Genomic DNA, 18,263 nt, shown 5'->3' on the forward strand with positions numbered 1-18,263 from the left:
GCATCTCCAGGTAAGGGGCCGCTTATACTAGCGGTCTTTAGCCTTCGGTTTGAGACTCACGATGCGCCGCCTGCTGTTCTGCCTTTTGCTGACGCTCACTGCCCTCACCGTCTTTGCCGCCGAGCCTGCCCGCCCCAAGGTCGGCCTGGTGCTGTCTGGCGGTGCCGCCCGCGGCCTGGCCCATATCGGCGTGCTCAAGGCCCTGGAGGAACAGGGCATACACATCGACGCCATCGCCGGCACCAGCATGGGCGCAGTGGTGGGCGGGCTGTATGCCTCTGGCTACAGCGTCGAAGAGCTGGAAAAACTCGCCACCACGCTGGACTGGCAGCAGGCGCTGTCCGATGCACCGCCACGCAAGGATGTGCCGTTCCGGCGCAAACAGGATGACCGCGACTTCCTGGTCAAACAGAAGCTGAGCTTTCGCGACGACGGCAGCCTCGGCCTGCCCCTGGGTGTGATCCAGGGCCAGAACCTGGCGCTGCTGCTGGAAAGCAAGCTGGCCCATACCGCCGACACCCGCGACTTCGACAAGCTGCCAATCCCCTTCCGCGCCGTGGCCACCGACATCGCCAGCGGCGAAAAGGTGGTGTTCAGCCGTGGCCACCTGCCGCAGGTGATTCGCGCGAGCATGTCGATCCCGGCCGTGTTCGCCCCGGTCGAACTGGATGGCCGCCTGCTGGTGGATGGTGGCATGGTCGACAACATCCCGCTCGACGTGGCCCGGGAAATGGGCGTCGACCTGGCCATCGTCGTCGACATCGGCACCCCGCTGCGCGACCGCAAGCAACTGGCCACGGTGGTCGACGTGCTCAACCAGTCGATCACCCTGATGACCCGGCGCAATTCCGAGGAGCAGCTGGCCAGCCTGCACCGCGACGACATCCTGATCCAGCCGCAGCTGGCCGCGTTCGGCGTCACCGACTTCGGCCGTGCCCAGGACATGATCGACGCCGGCTACCGCGCCACCCGCCTGCTCGACACGCGCCTGGCCACGCTGCGCCAACCAGAGCGCGACGCCAGCCTCGCCGTGGCGCGCTCGCCAGGCCAGCGCACGCCGGTGATCACCGCCATCAGGATCGAGAACGACTCCAAGGTCAGCGACGACGTGATCCGCTACTATATCCGCCAGCCGATTGGCGAGCCGCTGGCGCTCGACCGCCTGCAGACCGACATGGGCACCCTGTACGGCCTGGACTACTTCGACCGGGTGCAATACCGCGTGGTGCACAAGGGCAATGACAACACCCTGGTGATCAATGCCCGCGGCAAGCGCGGTGGCACCGACTACCTGCGCCTGGGCCTGAACCTGTCGGACGACCTTCGCGGCGACAGCGCCTTCAACCTCGGCGCCAGCTACCGCATGAACGGCATCAACCGACTGGGCGCGGAATGGCTGACCCGTGCCCAGTTCGGTGACCAGCAGGAGCTGTACAGCGAGTTCTATCAGCCCCTGGACGTGGGTTCGCGCTACTTCGTCGCGCCGTACCTTGACCTTGGCTCGCAGAACATAGAGGCGACCCTGGACAACGACCCGATCGCCGAGTACCGGCTGGAGCGCTATGGCTTTGGCCTAAACGTCGGTCGCCAGATCGGCACGTCCGGCGAAGTGCGCCTGGGCGTGGGCAAGGCCTGGGGCGAGGCCGAAGTGCGCATTGGCGACCAAGACCTGCCCTCGGTCAGCTTCAACGAAGGTTTCTACGAGCTGAAGTATTCGTTCGACACCCTCGACAACGTGTACTTCCCGCACCGTGGCGAGGACATCGGCCTGACCTTGCGCAAGTACGACAAGTCGCTGGATTCGGATAACGACTACCGGCAGTGGCTGCTGAACCTGGACAAGGCCTTGAGCGTCGGGGCGAACACCTTTGTGCTGGGTGGGCGCTACGGGCGCACGCTGGACCCTACCGAGGTGGTGACCTCGAGTTTCGTGCTGGGGGGTGCGCGGGAGCTGTCGGGCTTCCGCCAGGACTCGGTGTCAGGGCAGAACGTCAGCCTGCTGCGGGTGGTGTACTACCGGCGCCTGACGCCGCGGGCCTATCTGCCACTGGACTTTCCGTTGTATATCGGCGGGTCGCTGGAACGTGGGCGGGCCTGGAACAACGACAACGAGTTCGACAGCGGCTACATCAATGCGGCGAGCATCTTCCTGGGGCTGGAGACACCGCTGGGGCCGTTGAACCTGAGTTATGGGGCCAACAGTGCGAATGAGCAGTCGGTGTATCTGAACCTGGGGCATACCTTCTAGATTGCCGGGGCCGCTTTGCGGCCCCCGGAGGGATCAGGATTTTTCCAGGTTGGCGAGAATCTTGGCATGCACCCGCATGCACACTTCCAGATCCGCCTCATCCACGCCCGTGAACAGCTCCAGGCGCAGGGCGTTGGCAATGGTCTCGATCTGGTCGATCAGCGGCTTGGCCGGTGGGCACAGCAGGATCTTCTTCGCCCGCCGGTCTTCCAGCACCGCCTGGCGACGTACCAGGCCCTGGCTTTCCAGGCTGTCGAGCAGCCGCGCCAGGGTCGGGCCTTCAACGCCCACGCTTTGCGCCAGCTCACGCTGGGTGGGCGCCTCCTCGAAGCGGGCCAGGTGCAGCAACACCAGCCAGCGCGCCTGGGACAGGTTGAGCCCGGCCAGGCGGCGATCCAGCTCGGCACGCCAGCCGCGGGACATCTGCGCCAGCTGCATGCCGAAGCGGTGTTGGTTGTCAGTCAGGGGCATAAGCAACTCATAGACTAGAACTAATTGTTAGTCAGCTAACCATGCTCCGAGGCATCAGGCAAGGCTGCCCGACCCGGAAACGTCCGATAATCGTCAAAAAGGATGACAAGCATCAGCAGTTGACGGAAATGCCGCCCATCAGAGCTCGAACTCCGCCGCCAGTGCCGCACGCACACAGTACAGCACGCCTTCTGGCACCCGTGCGCCGAACAAGGGGGCAATCGCCGATACCGGCGGCAGTTCGCCCTCGCCGTCGAGGAAGGCGTCCTGCACTTCCATCATCAGGTCTTCCGGCAGGTCCAGTGCCTGCTCCAGGCTCAGCTCCTGGCGGCCAAGGGCCTCGGCCAGCAAGCTGTACACGTTCTTCTCGCTGCAGTTGAGCTGCCCGGCGATCTGCGCTGGCGTCATGCCGGCGCGCGCCAGGCTGACCAGTTCATGGCGCAGGTCGAGCACCACCTTTGGCGCCTCCTCCGTGCCACCGGCGCCATTGAGCACCTCGAGGAAGGCCTGGCCATAGCGCTCCAGCTTGCGCGCCCCCACGCCACTGACCTGGGCCATGTCGCTGAGGCTGGTCGGCTGGCTGCGGAGCATTTCCAGCAGGGTGGAATCGGGGAATATGACATAGGGCGGCACGCTGTGCTCTTCGGCCAGCTTGCGCCGCAGGGTTCGCAGCGCCTCCCACAGTTCGCGCTCTTCGGCGCGCACCAGCTGGCTGGCCGGGCTGCCGCCGCTGGAAGAAGCCTTGGCCACGGTCTGCGGCTTGAGGTCGCGGCGCAATTGCAGGTTCACCTCACCACGCAGCAACGGCCGGCAGCTGTCGGACAGACGCAAGCCACCATAGCCTTCAAGGTCGATGTCGACCAGGCCGCGCGCCACCAGTTGGCGGAACAGCGAACGCCACTCGGCCTCGGCCAGGCCCTTGCCTACGCCGAATACCGAAAGCTTCTCGTGGCCGAAGTTGCGCACCTTCTCGGTGTCCTTGCCCAGCAGCACGTCGACCAGGTGGCCGACGCCGTAGCGCTGGCCAGTGCGGAACACTGCCGACAACGCCTGGCGGGCAGGCTCGGTGGCGTCCCAGGTCTGGATCTGATCGACGCAGTTGTCGCAGTGGCCGCAGGGTTGTTCGAGGATTTCGTCGAAATAGGCCAGCAGCGACTGGCGGCGGCAGCGGGTTTCTTCGCACAGGGCCAGCATGGCGTCGAGCTTGTGCTGTTCGATGCGTTTGTGGCGCTCGTCACCTTCGGAGTTCTGCAGCATCTGCTTGAGCATCACCATGTCCTGCAGGCCGTAGGCCATCCAGGCATCCGATGGCAGGCCGTCACGGCCAGCACGGCCGGTTTCCTGGTAATAGGCCTCGAGCGACTTGGGCAGGTCGAGGTGGGCAACGAAGCGCACGTTGGGCTTGTCGATGCCCATGCCGAAGGCAATGGTGGCGACCATGATCAGCCCTTCCTCGTTGAGGAAGCGATGCTGGTTGGCGGCGCGTGTCTCGGCGGCAAGGCCGGCGTGGTAGGGCAATGCCGGAAAACCTTGCTCGCAGAGAAACGCAGCGGTTTCATCGACCTTCTTGCGCGACAGGCAGTAGACGATGCCGGCATTGCCACGGCGCTCGCCGAGGAAGGCCATCAGTTGCTTGCGCGGCGCCTCCTTGGGCACGATGCGATAGAAGATGTTCGGCCGGTCGAAGCTCGACAGGAAACGCTCGGCGCCCTGCAGGTGCAGGCGCTGGACGATCTCCTCGCGGGTTCGCATGTCGGCGGTGGCGGTCAGGGCGATTCGCGGCACGTGCGGGAACAGCTCGGCCAGCTGCCCCAGTTGCAGGTACTCGGGACGGAAGTCGTGGCCCCATTGCGACACACAGTGGGCTTCGTCGATGGCGAACAGCGAGATGTCAAGGCCGCGCAGGAAGTCCAGCATGCGTGGCTGCACCAGGCGCTCCGGCGCCAGATAGAGCATCTTCACCTCGCCCCGGCGCAGGCGCCCGGCCAGGTCACGCTGCTGCTCGGGGCTCAGCGTGGAGTTCAGCGCCGCCGCAGCGACGCCCAGTTCGTCGAGGGTGGCGACCTGGTCGTCCATCAGCGCGATCAGCGGCGACACCACCACCGTCAGGCCAGGGCGCAACAGGCCGGGCACCTGGAAGCACAGGGACTTGCCGCCACCGGTAGGCATCAGCACCAAGGCATCGCCGCCATTGGCCACGCATTCGATGATCGCTGCCTGGCGCCCACGGAAACTGTCGTAACCGAAGATATCCTTGAGAACGCGCTGAGCCTGTTCGAGCATGTGCAACTCCACAAATCGCCGTACCATCCTGGACACAGGCTGGACGAAAAACCCGCTCCGCACACGCCAAAAGCGTAAGCGGCTTTTGCCAGATGGCCGGGAAAACCCGGCCCTGGATGAAAAACGGCGGAGTATACCGCAGTGCTGGCCCGCACAGGATGCCCGGTGACAGACGTTCCCTTTGCCCCGCTGCCGCCGCAAGGTGCTAGAATTCACTATCGTTTATTCCCCCAAGGTAGCCCTGTAATGTCCTTCGCCGAGCAACTGACCCGCCTGCAAGCCTTCCTCGACGCCGACGAGCTGCACGAAGAAGCGCTGGACTACGTCGCCGCACACGGCTACCTGACCGCGCTGTCGATCTGCTCCGAGGACGTCCCCGAGCGTGAATGGATCGACGCGCTGTTCGCCGAAGAGCCCCATTACGCCAGCGATGCCCAACGCACCGAGATCGAAGCGACGCTGGTGGCCCTCAAAGGCCACATCGCCCGTCAACTGGCCAGCGACGAAGAATTCGACCTGCCATGCGACCTGGACCTGACCGACGAGCCGGACGATTCCGACCTGCGCGGCTGGTGCATCGGTTTCATGGAGGGCGTGTTCCTGCGTGAAGAGGCCTGGTTCGAGAACGCCGAGGAAGAAGTCAGCGAGATGCTCCTGCCGATCATGGTCGGTTCCGGCCTGTTCGACGAACAGCCTGAGTTCGCCGACATCGCCAGCAACGCCAACCTGCAGGACGACATGATCGTGCAGATCCCGGAAGCGCTGAGCGCGCTGTTCCTGCTGCTGCACGCTCCCGACGAGAAGCCGGCACTGCTCAAGCCACGCCATCACTGAGTCGGCCGTGCGCTACCTGCTGCTGGCCGTCGGCTGGCTCAGTGTTGCGCTGGGGGTGCTGGGGATCTTCCTGCCGGTATTGCCCACCACCCCGTTCCTGCTGCTGGCGGCAGCCTGCTTCGCCCGCAGCTCACCGCGCTTTCACGATTGGCTGGTCAACCACCCCAAGCTTGGGCCGTGGATCCGTGACTACCTGAGTGGCGAGGGCATTCCGCTCAAGGGCAAGGTCTACGCCATCGGCCTGATGTGGGCAAGCATCGGTCTGTCCTGCTACCTGGTGCCGCTGTTCTGGGCCAGGACCTTCATGCTCACCAGTGCGGTGCTGGTAAGCCTGTACATCCTCAAGCAGAAGACCCTGCGCCGGCCCGGTTGAACGCTGCTCACTCCTGTTCTGGCCTCATCGCGGCCAAAGCCGCTCCCACAAGTACTCCACAGTCTTCAAATCTGTGGTGGACCTGTGGGAGCGGCTTTAGCCGCGAAGAGGCCGGAACAGGCAAATTAGACCGTATCCACCTTCAACGAATGGTCATTGATCATCCCATTGATGATGGTCGCAGTATCCTGCCCTGCCGAAACCACTCCGCCCGCCCCCGCAGTCACCCCGTAATGCTGCGCCAGGTCGACCCCCGCCAGGTCGATGGTCTGAGTCGGCGCCGCCCCTGCCACACTGCTGACCTCGATGGTCGAGACCACATTGCTGCCGCTGCCGCTGACCTTGAAGTGCAGGTAGTCATCCAGCGAAGCCGCAGTGGCATTTTCGCCCTGCAGCAGCTGCGACAGGTCCAGATGATCGCTACCCGGGGTGAAGTCGGTCACCGTGTCATGCCCGGTATCGCCCTTCTGCCAGACGAAGGTGTCGTTGCCGTTGCCGCCGGTCATGATGTCGTTGCCGGGCCCGCCGATGATGATGTCATTGCCGTCGCCGCCCTTGAGTACATCGTTGCCCAGGCCCCCGTTGAGCAGATTGTCGCCAGCATCACCGATCAAGGTGTCGCCGTAATCAGAGCCGATCAGGTTCTCGATGCCGGTCAAGGTATCGACACCGGCGGCACCGGTATGTTGTGGGCCGGTCAGGCTGAGGTCGACCGTCACCCCTCCGGTGGCCGAGGCATAGCTGGCGGTATCGTTGCCCGCCCCGCCATCGAGCAGGTCGTTGCCAAGGCCGCCGATCAACAGGTCATTGCCATTGCCGCCGTGCAGGGTGTCATTGCCTGCGCCCCCCACCAGCACATCATGGCCGTCACCGCCGTTGAGAAGGGTGTCGGCGTTGCTTGCCATCAATACATCATCGCCCGCCGTGCCGTTCAGGGTAGCCCCGGCCTGGTAAGTGATATCCACCGCGCCGGTAGCACTGCCGCCGTGGCCATCGCTGACCGTGTAGCTGGCCTGATGGACTTCGTTCACGGCGTTGCTGTAGTCGACCACCATGCTCAGCTTGTAGCTCTCGGCGGCCTTGCTGTTGTCCGACGGGTTGGCCTGATTGACCACATGGATGCTGTACACACCGTCATGGCTGGCGGTGAAGCTGCCGCCATCGGCAATGGGCTGGTAGCTGCCGCTGGCATCCTTCCACGCCAGGCTCACATTGCCGTCGGGGCGGTCATGGTCCAGTTGCAGGGTCTCGCCCTTGCGCAGGCTGACGGTGATCACATCCTCGCCATTGGCGTTGCTGCTGTTGATGTTGCCAAGGTAGCCAAGCACCACCAACGCCGCCGTCATGCTGCCGGCGGCAGTGGTGAAGGCGCTGCGCTCCAGGGCCTTGAACTGGTTGTCGAGCGAATCGCCATCACCATCGAAGGTGATGTTCGGGACGGTGTTGCCGAGGGTGAAGCCTGCCCCTTTGTTGGCGAAGTCCGTGTTGACGGTGATCGGCACCGCACTCAGGCGGTCGTTGTCTGCATCACTGTCATTGGCAAGCAACACTTCGGACGGCAGGGTGATACTGGCGCCGGCAATGTTGGTGATGACGTGGTCGGCAACTGCCACGGGGGCATGGTTGCCATTGAGCCACACCATCAGGTCGGTGCTGCTGGTATCGCCGTCATTGTCACTGACGGTGAAACCGAAACGCTCGACCTGGCTGTCACTGCCCTTGGGCGGCGTATAGGTGAACTCGCCGCTGTCCATGTTTACCAGCAGGCTGCCACCCAGGCTGGTCTTGATGGTGAGCGTATTGCCCACGGTATCGAAGCTGGCCTGGTCTGCACCACCGCTGGCCAGGTATCCGCCCTGCCCCGCGTTGCCTTTCGGATCGTAGGTGTAGGTAGTGCCGTCCACCAGCAGTGCCTTGATGAACCCGCCATCGGCACCGAAGGTGCCACCGCTGAGCAGGCTGCCGGTAATCGGTGAGCCTTGCACGGTATCCGAAAGCACACCATAGAGCTCGTCGAGGTTGGTAACGACAGCCGAATGGGTGTCGGTATGGCTGCTGCCGTCGTAGGCCAACGGATCGAGGTTGCTGACATTGATATCCTTGCCCAGGCCGATGGCGTAGGCCTTGATACCATTGCTGTCGAGGAAGGTTTCCCAGCTGGTTTCGCGTGCGCCGGTGATGGCATGCCCGGAGGTAGGCTCGCCATCGGAGAAGAAGTAGCTGACATTCTGCGCATCGGCCAGCTTGCCATTCTGGGCAAAGGCCGTCTGCGCAGCGGTGGCCGCGCTGTCGTAGTAGGTCGAACCACCCGCGTGCAGGCCGTTGACGATCGACTTGGCCACGTCGATGCCGACCCATTCGGCCGACTGGATTTGCGCGCCACTGCCGAAGGTGACGATCTGCACCTTGATGTCGCCCATGTCGTCGTATTTGTCGAGCAGCGCAGAGATGGCTTGCTTGGTCGCTTCCAGGCGGGTCATGCCTGGAATGCCCGAAGCCGAGGCCATGCTGCTGGACACATCAATCACCAGCAGTATGTTGGAATCCACCTGGTCCGGCGTGATGATGCGCTCGGCGCAAACTGCATTGGGCACATCGTCGACGATGGTGATGGCGATGCTGCCGGTGATGCTGTGGCCTAGCGAATCCGTGGCCTTGTAGGTGAAGTTTTCGACCGCCGAATCGGCACCCGGGGTATTGGCGGGCGAGGTCAGCGTGTAGGTGTAGCTGCCGTCAGGGTTGACGCTGATCTGCCCATACTGGCCGACAGCGTTGCCCACCAGACTGTAGGTCAGTGCCCCCACGCCACCGGAAACCGAACCTGCCAGCGAGCCGGATGCCGTTTCGCCGGTCGAGGTCGGCTCACTGCCGGTAGTGCTTCCCGCCACCAGGTCGTTGCCATCCTTGTGCAGGTCGAGGGCTTTCTCGAACACCGTGACATCACGATCCACGCAAGCCTCAAGCCTTGGGTCATGCACGTTGATGGTGATCGTCGTGGTGCTTTCGTCACCATCGGCATCACGGATGGTGTAGACGAATGAATCGACGGCATCGCGCGGCGACACCACGTCCGGGTTGGAGTGGTAGACCGCATTACCCTTCTCGTCGATGGTCAGGTAACCGTACTGGCCAAGCACCTGGCTGTTCAGCTGGCCAATGGCCGAGGTGCTGGTGTCGTGACCGGCGCGTACGCCGACCACATAGTTGCCATCGCTGCGCACATCGGCACCGACCACATCGTTGTACAGCACATTGCCGCGCACCTCGTCGCCCTTGTACACACTGGTGTAATCGCTGTGGGCTTGCGGCACGTCGTCGACGATGGTGATGACGATGGTGCTGGTGGCCGAATGGCCATAGGCATCCTGAACCTGATAGGTAAAGGACTCGGTAACGGTGTTGGCACCGTCGTTGGCATGCACCGGCGAGCTGGCAGGTGACGTCAGGGTGTAGGTGTAGCTTCCGTCGGCATTGAGCTGAATCTGACCGTACTGGCCGACAGCATTACCCACCAGGCTGTAAGACAGAGCGCCTATGCCACCCGAAGCCAAGCCGGCCAAGCTGCCAGTAGCTGTTTCGAGGGGCGATGTCGGGTCGCTGCCAGTGACGGTACCTGCAGCCAGATCGCCACCGTCCTTGCTCACATCCAGAGCTTTTTCGAACACTGTGACACCGCCGTCCATGCACACTTCGATGCGCGGGTCATGCACGTTGATGGTGATCGTCGTGGTGCTTTCGTCGCCATCGGCATCGCGGATGGTGTAGACGAAGGTGTCGACGGCATCGCGCGGCGACACCACGTCCGGGTTGGAGTGGTAGACCGCGTTGCCCTTCTCGTCGATGGTCAGGTAGCCGTACTGACCATTCACCTGGGTGTTCAGCTGGCCGATGGCCGAAGTCGAAGTATCGCTGCCAGCGCGTACGCCGACTACGTAGTTACCGTCGCTGCGCACATCAGCGCCGACCACATCGTTGTACAGCACATTGCCGCGCACCTCGTCGCCCTTGTACACACTGGTGTAATCGCTGTGGGCTTGCGGCACGTCGTCGACGATGGTGATGACGATGGTGCTGGTGGTCGAGTTGCCGAGCGAATCTTTCACCTGGTAGGTGAAGGTTTCGGTGACCGTGTTGGGGCCGTCATTGGCATGGGTCGGCGAGTTGGCCGGTGAGGTCAGGGTATAGGTGTAGGTGCCGTCGGCATTCAGGTGGAGTTGGCCGTACTGTCCGGTGGCATCGCTCAACAGGCTGTAGGTCAATGCACCGACGCCGCCGCTGGCAGAGCCGACCAGGGTGCCGCTGGCGGTTTCGCGGGTCGAATCCGGGTCGCTGCCGGTGACACTGCCTGCGGCCAGGTCGTTGCCGTCCTTGTGCAGGTCCAGGGCGTTTTCGTACACCGTGACATCGCGGTCCGCGCAGGCCATCAGCGAGTTGTGCACGTTGATGGTGATCGTCGTGGTGCTTTCGTCGCCATCGGCATCGCGGATGGTGTAGACGAAGGTGTCGACGGCATCGCGCGGCGACACCACGTCCGGGTTGGAGTGGTAGACCGCGTTGCCCTTCTCGTCGATGGTCAGGTAGCCGTACTGGCCATTCACCTGGGTGTTCAGCTGGCCGATGGCCGAAGTCGAAGTATCGCTGCCGGCGCGTACGCCGACCACGTAGTTGCCGTCGCTGCGTACATCAGCGCCGACCACGTCGTTGTACAGCACATTGCCGCGCACCTCGTCGCCCTTGTACACACTGGTGTAATCGCTGTGGGCTTGCGGCACGTCGTCGACGATGGTGATGACGATGGTGCTGGTGGTCGAGTTGCCGAGCGAATCTTTCACCTGGTAGGCGAAGGTTTCGGTGACGGTATTGGGGCCGTCATTGGCGTGGGCCGGTGAGGTGGCCGGTGAGGTCAGGGTGTAGGTGTAGGTACCGTCGGCGTTCAGGTGGAGTTGGCCGTACTGGCCGGTGGCATCGCTCACCAGGCTGTAGGTCAAGGCACCGACGCCGCCGCTGGCAGAGCCCGCCAGACTGCCGGATGCGGTTTCACGCGTCGAGTCAGGGTCGCTGCCGGTAACGCTACCTGCGGCCAGGTCGTTGCCATCCTGATGAACATCCAGCGCGCTTTCATGGACCGTTACCCCGCCCACCGGGCCTGCGACGAGCGAGCAGTCCTGCACATTGATCGTGATGGTGGTGGTGCTCTCATCGCCGTCAGTGTCGCGAATGGTGTAGACGAATACATCACTGGCGCCTGGCGGCAGCACCGCATTCGGGTTGGCGTGATAGATCGCGTTACCCGCCGCATCGATGGTCAAGGTGCCGTACTGGCCGGCGATTGCGGTGCTGAGATTGCCGATGGCGGAGGTCGAGGTATCGGAGCCGGCACGTGCACCGACCACGACATTGCTGGTTCCTGCCTGATCTGCACCCAACTTGTCATTCCAGAGAACATTGCCCGTGGCAGTACCGCCTTCCAGGACGCTGGTGGAATCCGCCGCAGCCTGCGGCACATCGTCGACGATGTTCACATCCAGGCTGCCGGTGGCGGTGCTGCCATCGACATCCTTGGCAACCACTGCGAAGTGTTCGCTGATGCTGTTGTAGCCCGCACCGTCTGGGTGGCTGCCGTTGTCGGTCAGCGTGTAGCTGTAGCTCACCACCCCGGTGCTCGGGTTGTAGCCGGTGATGGTCAGAGTGTTGCCTTCCGGTGTGGTCACCGATTGCGGGAAGCCAGCGGCCACGCCGCCAGTGACCACTGCGATACCGCCCACGGTCAGGCTTTGCAGGCCATCCGGCGCCGTAACCTTGAAGGTGCCTTGCTGGGTCAGTGCATTCGCGTCTGGCGCGGTGCCGTCGCTCAGGTGCTTCTCGTAGACGGTCAGCTCACCGTTTTGCACGTCCAGGCCATCGAGGGTGACCGGATCGTTGAGGTTGCTGATGTTCAGCGTCAGGGTCGCCGTGCTGGTGTCGCCGTCGGCGTCCTTGATCGTGTAGGTGAAGTTCTCCACCCCATTGCCGCCACCGCCCAGGTTCTTGAAGTCCGGGGCGTTGGGGTTGAGCGTGTAGGTGTAGGAACCGTCGGCGGCCAGGACCAGCGTGCCGTAGGTGCCAGTGTAAGTACCGGCGATGACCGGGCCACCCGCCACGCGGTCGGCACCCTGGACATCGTTGGTCAGCACATTGCCGGTCAGTTCCGTGTGCTGTTCGGTCGCCGTGACAGCGTTGCTGTCATCCACTGCCCTCGGCACATCATCGACAATGTTCACATCCAGGCTGCCGGTGGCGGTGCTGCCGTCGACATCCTTGGCAACCACAGCGAAGTGTTCGCTGATGCTGTTGCTGCCTGCACCGTCTGGGTGGCTGCCGTTGTCGGTGAGCGTGTAGCTGTAGCTCACCACCCCGGTGCCCGGGTTGTAGCCGGTGATGGTCAGGGTGTTGCCTTGCGCTGTGGTCACCGATTGCGGGAAACCGGCGGCCACGCCACCAGTGACCACTGCGATGCCGCCCACGGTCAGGCTTTGCAGTACATCCGGCGCGGTAACCTTGAAGGTGCCTTGCTGGGTCAGTGCATTCGCGTCTGGTGCGGTGCCGTCGCTCAGGTGCTTCTCGTAAACGGTCAGCTCACCGTTCTGCACGTCCAGGCCATCGAGGGTGACCGGGTCGTTGAGGTTGCTGATGTTCAGCGTCAGGGTCGCCGTGCTGGTGTCGCCGTCGGCGTCCTTGATCGTGTAGGTGAAGTTTTCCACCCCATTGCCGCCACCGCCCAGGTTCTTGAAGTCCGGGGCGTTGGGGTTGAGCGTGTAGGTGTAGGAACCGTCGGCGGCCAGGACCAGCGTGCCGTAGGTGCCAGTGTAAGTACCGGCGATGACCGGGCCACCCACCACACGGTCGGCACCCTGGACATCGTTGGTCAGCACGTTCCCAGTCAGCTCGCCTTGCTGTTCGGTCGCCTTGACCACGTTGCCATCATCGAACGCCTGTGGCGCATCATCGTGGATGATCACATCCAGCGAGCCTTGGGCGACATCGCCGTCACTGTCACTGACCAGGACCGGTAACTGCTCGGTCAGCGACTTGGCTCCATCGTTCTCGATATGTTGCCCGGATGCAGTGAGCGTATAGGTGTAACTCACCTCGCCGGTGCTTGAGTTGTAGCCGGTAATCGTCAGGATGTTGCCCAGCCCGGTGGTGATCGACTGGCCAACGCCGGTCACCACGCCGCCTGTCACCACGTTGATGCCACCGACACTGAGATTGAACACGCCATCGTGAGCCACCACGGTAAAGCTGCCCTGCCGAGTCAAGGCCGCCGCATCACTGGCAGAGCCCAGTGGCAGGTTCGCCTCGTTCAGGCTCAGTTCACCAGGGGCGATATCCAGCCCCAGCAAGGTGACGGGATGATTTTCATCGATCGTCGGAGTGGAAGGCTCTGCAGGCCCCGTTCCGCCATCGCCGCCGCCAACTGAACGACCGTTGAGCGAACTGCCATTGCTGGGGTCAAGGCCGCCCACTTCGCGGTTGGCCAGTTCGGGAAAGCCATTGAAACCCGCCGTCGGAAAGCCCACCACGGGATCGACGCGGGCGCCCACCTCACTCAGCATGACGAAACTATGGCCCCCTCCCACAGCCCCGGAAGCACTGCCGCTGCCTGGCCCGGCGGCAGTTGCCTCGGCGCTCTGGGTCGGGTCGTCGCCAGCGGCAATAGCCCGCTGGATACGTTCTACGTCACTCAATTGCGCGTCGCTCGGCGCAGCCTCGTGGCCCTGCCCATGGGGCGCCTGGCTGGCAAGCAGGTCCGGCGTCATCTCCAGGCGGCTATCGCGGCCCAGCGTCAACTCGGCACCGTTCTGCAGGTGCACCGCCACGGCCCCTGCAGCACCGGTCTCCAGTTGCTCGCCAGCGAAAAGTCGGTCGCCTTCGATCAGGGGGCGCCGACTACCATCGCTGGCAACCGCGTAGACCTGACCAATCACCTTGCTGACCACACCGATTAACTTTGCCATGAGCGAACGCCTCCCCTTACTGATCGGCTACTTCAGCCAATGGCATTGCGTAGGCAGGTGTGGGCAGGGAGTCCGAAAAATCTCAACGGTGAGAATCGTTCTCTCAGGCACTACTTTGGCGATAGTAGTAATGTAAGTTGGCCATCATTTTATGCCAATTTTTTGTCGCCAAATTCCACTTTCACCTATCCGTTCCGCATCCTTAGCTGAAAAAAAACTGGACCTTACAGAAGTGCTTGAAAGTCGCGCCTTGCAACGGCTCGCGAATTCACTTGGATGAAACAATGTCTTGCTTTGCATAGACCGCATAAGTTTTTTTTCGCATAGGCGTTATGAAAAAATCTTCTTAGCTCGCGCGTTAAATGTTCTTAGCTCTGTTGTTACAAACATGAAACGGTTTGAACTATAAAAATCGTCATTTTATTGGCGAAAAGCAGGATTTTTTGTGACCAGGGAGAAGTAGCCCCATGCGCGTTCCAACCCCCCTCGCCAGCGCAATGCTGGTAGCCATGGCATGCACGAACGTCGAGGCGATGTCCCTCAACGAAGCTATCCAGAGTGCCGTGGACTACCACCCGCAGATCAGCTCCAACCGCAACAGCAAGCTTTCGGCCGATGAGGACGTCAAATTCGCTCGTGGTGGCTACTACCCGACCGTCGACCTGGTGGCAGGTTATGGGCGCCAGCGTTCGGACAACCTCAATACCCGTGGCCTCAACCCGGACGGCACGACCAACCACAACAAGGAGACCTTGAACTACACACAGTCGGAACTGCGCCTGCGGCAGATGATCTTCGACGGCTTCAACACCGCCAATGAAGTGGGCCGCACCGAGGCAGTGGCGACTTCTCGGGCCTACTACACCCAGGCCATCGCCCAAGATGTAGCCTTGCGTACCGTCGAGGTGTACCTGGAAGTGCTCAAGCGTCGAGAGTTGGTGGACCTTGCCAGGAACAACCTGCAGGCACACCTGCGCGTCAACGACCAGATCGGCCTGCGCAGCGAACGCGGCGTTGGCAGCACCGCCGACCTCGACCAGTCCCGCGCCCGTCGCGCCCTGGCAGAAAACAACCTGGATACCGCCGAAGTCGACCTCGCCGATGCCGAAGCCAACTTCTACAGCGTGGTAGGCCGCGTGCCTGACGAGCTGGAAGGGCCGCAGTCGATCAAGGTGGAAATACCCGCCACCCTCGATCAAGCGCGCGAAGGCATGCGCCAGAACAACCCGTATCTCAAGTCGGCCCAGGCCGACGTCAACGCCGCCGAACAGCAGTACGAAGTGGCCAAGTCGCCGTTCTACCCGCGCCTGGACGCCGTGCTGGCCACCGGCGCCAACAACAACATCGGCGGCGAGAAAGGCCACAGCAACAACGACTGGCAAGCTGGCGTCGAGCTCAGTTACAACCTTTTCCGTGGCGGCAGTGACAAAGCCCGGCTGCAATCCGATGCGCACAAGATCAACCAGGCCCTGGACATCCGCAACAACGCGCTGCGCGAGCTGACCGAGAACCTCAGCCTGTCCTGGAACGCCATGAACAACGCCCGCAAGCAGACCCCGACCGCGCGTGAGTACGCCGAAACCACCCAGCGCGTACGGGCGGCGTACCAGGACCAGTTCGGGCTTGGCCAGCGCACCCTGCTCGACGTGCTCGACAGCGAAAACGAGCTGTACAACGCCAACCGCCGCTACACCGAAGTGCGTTACACCGAAGAATTCTCGATGTACCGGGTGCTGGCGACCATGGGTGAACTGCTGAACAAGCAACGCATTTCGCTACCACCGGAGGCTATCGCCAACAACGAGGTCAGGACCGAGGCCAGATTGCCCGACATGCGCTGAGCGTCGAGCACACTGGCACGGATCGCCTGCACAGCAACCCATCCACCCTGGCGGGAGTAGGCCATCGTGACCAGTATGCAAAGCGCGCAGCCGCGCCCGGATGTCGATGACCCACTGCTCGATGGCCTGCTGATCCTGTGCCGGCTGCACGGCCGCCCGGCCAGCCGCGCCAGCCTGTGCAGCGGCCTGCCCCTGGCCCAGCAGCGTCTCGGTGCCGATCTGCTGCCGCGGGCCGCGGCGCGTGCTGGCCTGCAAGGGCGGGTACTGGAGCGTGCGCTGGATGACATCTCGGCGCTCAACCTGCCTGTGCTGCTGTTGCTCGGCAATGGCCGCAGCGCGGTGTTGCAACGCTGGGGCGATGACGGCCGTGCGCTGATCCTGCCCTGCGAGGCCGAAGGCGGCGAGCAATGGGTCGAGCGTGAAGCGCTGCAGCAGGCCTACAGCGGCCACGCCCTGTTCGCCCGCCCGCGGCATACCCTGGAAGACGTGCGCTCCCCGCTGCTGCCGCGGGTCAACGCCTGGTTCCGCGACACCCTGCGCCATTCCCGTTGGCTGTATGGCGACGCCCTGCTGGCCAGCCTGCTGATCAACCTGCTTGGCCTGATGGTGCCGCTGTTCGTCATGCAGACCTACGACCGCGTGGTCCCCAACCAGGCGCTATCGACCTTGTGGGTGCTGGTCGCCGGCCTGTTCATCGGCACCGCCTTCGAGCTGGTGCTGCGTATGGTCCGCGCGCACCTGCTGGACCAGGCCGGCAAGAAAACCGACCTGATCCTCTCCGCCACCCTGTTCGAGCGCATCACCGGCATGGCCATGAAAGCCAAGCCCGCCACCATCGGTGGTTTCGCCCAGAGCATCCATGACTTCCAGGGCCTGCGTGAATTCCTCACAGCGGTCACCCTGACCAGCATCATCGACCTGCCCTTCGTGGCCCTGATGCTGCTGGTGATCGGCCTGCTCGGTGGCTGGCTGGTGCTGATCCCGCTGATCGCCTTCCCGCTGGCGGTGGGCTTTGCCTTGATCATCCAGGCCCGCCTGCGCGACACCGTGCAGAAAAGCCTGAGCCTCGGTGCCGTGCGCCAGGCCCTGCTGATCGAAACCCTGGGCGGCCTGGAAACCCTCAAGGCCTGTGGCGCCGAAAGCGAGCGCCAGTACCAGTGGGAGCACACCAATGCCGCCATTGCCCGCCTCGACGCCCACGCCCGCAACCTGTCATCGCTGGCCAGCAACGGCACGCTGTTCATCCAGCAATTCTGCGGCATGGCCACCATCGTTGCCGGGGTCTATAGCATCATCGCCGGCAACCTCAGCGTCGGTGCCCTGGTCGCCAGCTACATGCTTGGCAGCCGGGTGCTCGCGCCGCTCGGCCAGATCGCCGGGTTGATCACCCGCTACCAGCAGGCGCAGCTGACCATGCGCAGTACCGACGCCCTGATGGCCCTGCCCCAGGAGCGCCAGCCCGACCAGCAGGCACTTGAACACACCACGCTCAAGGGGGCGCTGGCGCTGAGCCACGTCACCTTCCGCTACCCAGGGCAGGTCAGCCCGGCGCTGCACGATGTGCAACTGGCCGTCCCCCCCGGCGAGCGCATCGGCATCATCGGCCGCAGCGGCTCTGGCAAAAGCACGTTGGGGCGCCTGTTGATGGGTTTTCATCACCCCGATGAGGGCCAGGTACTGCTGGACAACCTCGACCTGCGCCAGCTGGACATCGCCGACTTGCGCAGCCAGATTGGCTACGTTGCCCATGACCTGCCCCTGCTGGCCGGCAGCCTGCGCGACAACCTGACCCTGGGCGCGCGCCACATCAGCGATGCGCGCATGCTCGAAGTGGCCGAACTGACCGGCGTCAGCGAGCTGGCCCGGCAGCACCCGAACGGTTTCGACCGCCCGGTGGGCGAGCGTGGCCAGTTGCTCTCCGGTGGCCAGCGCCAGGCCGTGCTGCTGGCCCGTGCGCTGCTGCTGGAGCCACCGATCCTGATCCTCGACGAACCCTCCAGCCACATGGACAACAGCAGCGAAGAGCAACTGCGCCAGCGCCTGCTGGGCTGGGTGCCGGGCAAGACCGTGCTACTGGTCACACACCGCACCTCGATGCTCAGCCTGGTGGACCGGCTGGTGGTGCTGGACAACGGCAAGATCGTCGCCGACGGGCCGAAGGATGCGGTGGTCGACGCCCTGCGCAAGGGCCGTATCGGCTCGGCCCTTTGACTCAA

The 18,263-nt window shown here is 63.4% G+C and carries 8 protein-coding genes; 5 read left to right on the forward strand and 3 right to left on the reverse strand.

Annotated features, from left to right (window positions below; genetic code table 11):
- Positions 1-61: 61 nt before the first annotated feature.
- A complete protein-coding gene (locus tag ACIPZ5_RS13555) occupies positions 62-2,248 on the forward strand; it encodes a patatin-like phospholipase family protein (protein ID WP_343596285.1) in 2,187 nt (728 codons plus the stop codon).
- Between the two features lie 33 nt (positions 2,249-2,281).
- On the opposite strand, the gene ACIPZ5_RS13560 is transcribed toward ACIPZ5_RS13555, so the two are convergent.
- Positions 2,282-2,719 (reverse strand): MarR family transcriptional regulator, encoded by a 438-nt coding sequence (locus ACIPZ5_RS13560; protein ID WP_261943121.1) that lies wholly within the window; start codon positions 2,717-2,719, stop codon positions 2,282-2,284.
- 138 nt (positions 2,720-2,857) lie between these two features.
- A complete protein-coding gene (recQ, locus tag ACIPZ5_RS13565) occupies positions 2,858-5,002 on the reverse strand; it encodes a DNA helicase RecQ (RefSeq protein WP_261943120.1) in 2,145 nt (714 codons plus the stop codon).
- Between the two features lie 246 nt (positions 5,003-5,248).
- Here recQ and ACIPZ5_RS13570 point away from each other — a divergent pair, with 246 nt between their 5' ends.
- Both ACIPZ5_RS13570 and ACIPZ5_RS13575 read left to right on the forward strand, forming a co-directional pair.
- On the forward strand, positions 5,249-5,836 hold the full coding sequence (locus ACIPZ5_RS13570) for a YecA family protein (protein ID WP_012315632.1): 588 nt from the start codon (positions 5,249-5,251) through the stop codon (positions 5,834-5,836).
- Positions 5,837-5,843: 7 nt separating this feature from the next.
- A complete protein-coding gene (locus ACIPZ5_RS13575) occupies positions 5,844-6,209 on the forward strand; it encodes a YbaN family protein (RefSeq protein ID WP_261943119.1) in 366 nt (121 codons plus the stop codon).
- A gap of 125 nt (positions 6,210-6,334) precedes the next feature.
- Here ACIPZ5_RS13575 and ACIPZ5_RS13580 read toward each other — a convergent pair whose 3' ends face one another.
- Positions 6,335-14,206 carry a retention module-containing protein gene (locus tag ACIPZ5_RS13580; RefSeq protein ID WP_400809112.1) on the reverse strand — a complete coding sequence of 2,624 codons (7,872 nt, stop codon included), beginning with the start codon at positions 14,204-14,206 and terminating at the stop codon, positions 6,335-6,337.
- Between the two features lie 467 nt (positions 14,207-14,673).
- Here ACIPZ5_RS13580 and ACIPZ5_RS13585 point away from each other — a divergent pair, with 467 nt between their 5' ends.
- Both ACIPZ5_RS13585 and ACIPZ5_RS13590 read left to right on the forward strand, forming a co-directional pair.
- Positions 14,674-16,047 carry a TolC family outer membrane protein gene (locus ACIPZ5_RS13585; RefSeq protein WP_261943117.1) on the forward strand — a complete coding sequence of 458 codons (1,374 nt, stop codon included), beginning with the start codon at positions 14,674-14,676 and terminating at the stop codon, positions 16,045-16,047.
- Between the two features lie 75 nt (positions 16,048-16,122).
- Entirely contained in the window at positions 16,123-18,258 is a 2,136-nt protein-coding gene (locus ACIPZ5_RS13590; RefSeq protein WP_400809367.1) for a type I secretion system permease/ATPase, read from the forward strand.
- Positions 18,259-18,263 lie beyond the last annotated feature (5 nt).

It is taken from the genome of Pseudomonas sp. NPDC089428 (assembly GCF_044749325.1).
Lineage (GTDB): Bacteria > Pseudomonadota > Gammaproteobacteria > Pseudomonadales > Pseudomonadaceae > Aquipseudomonas.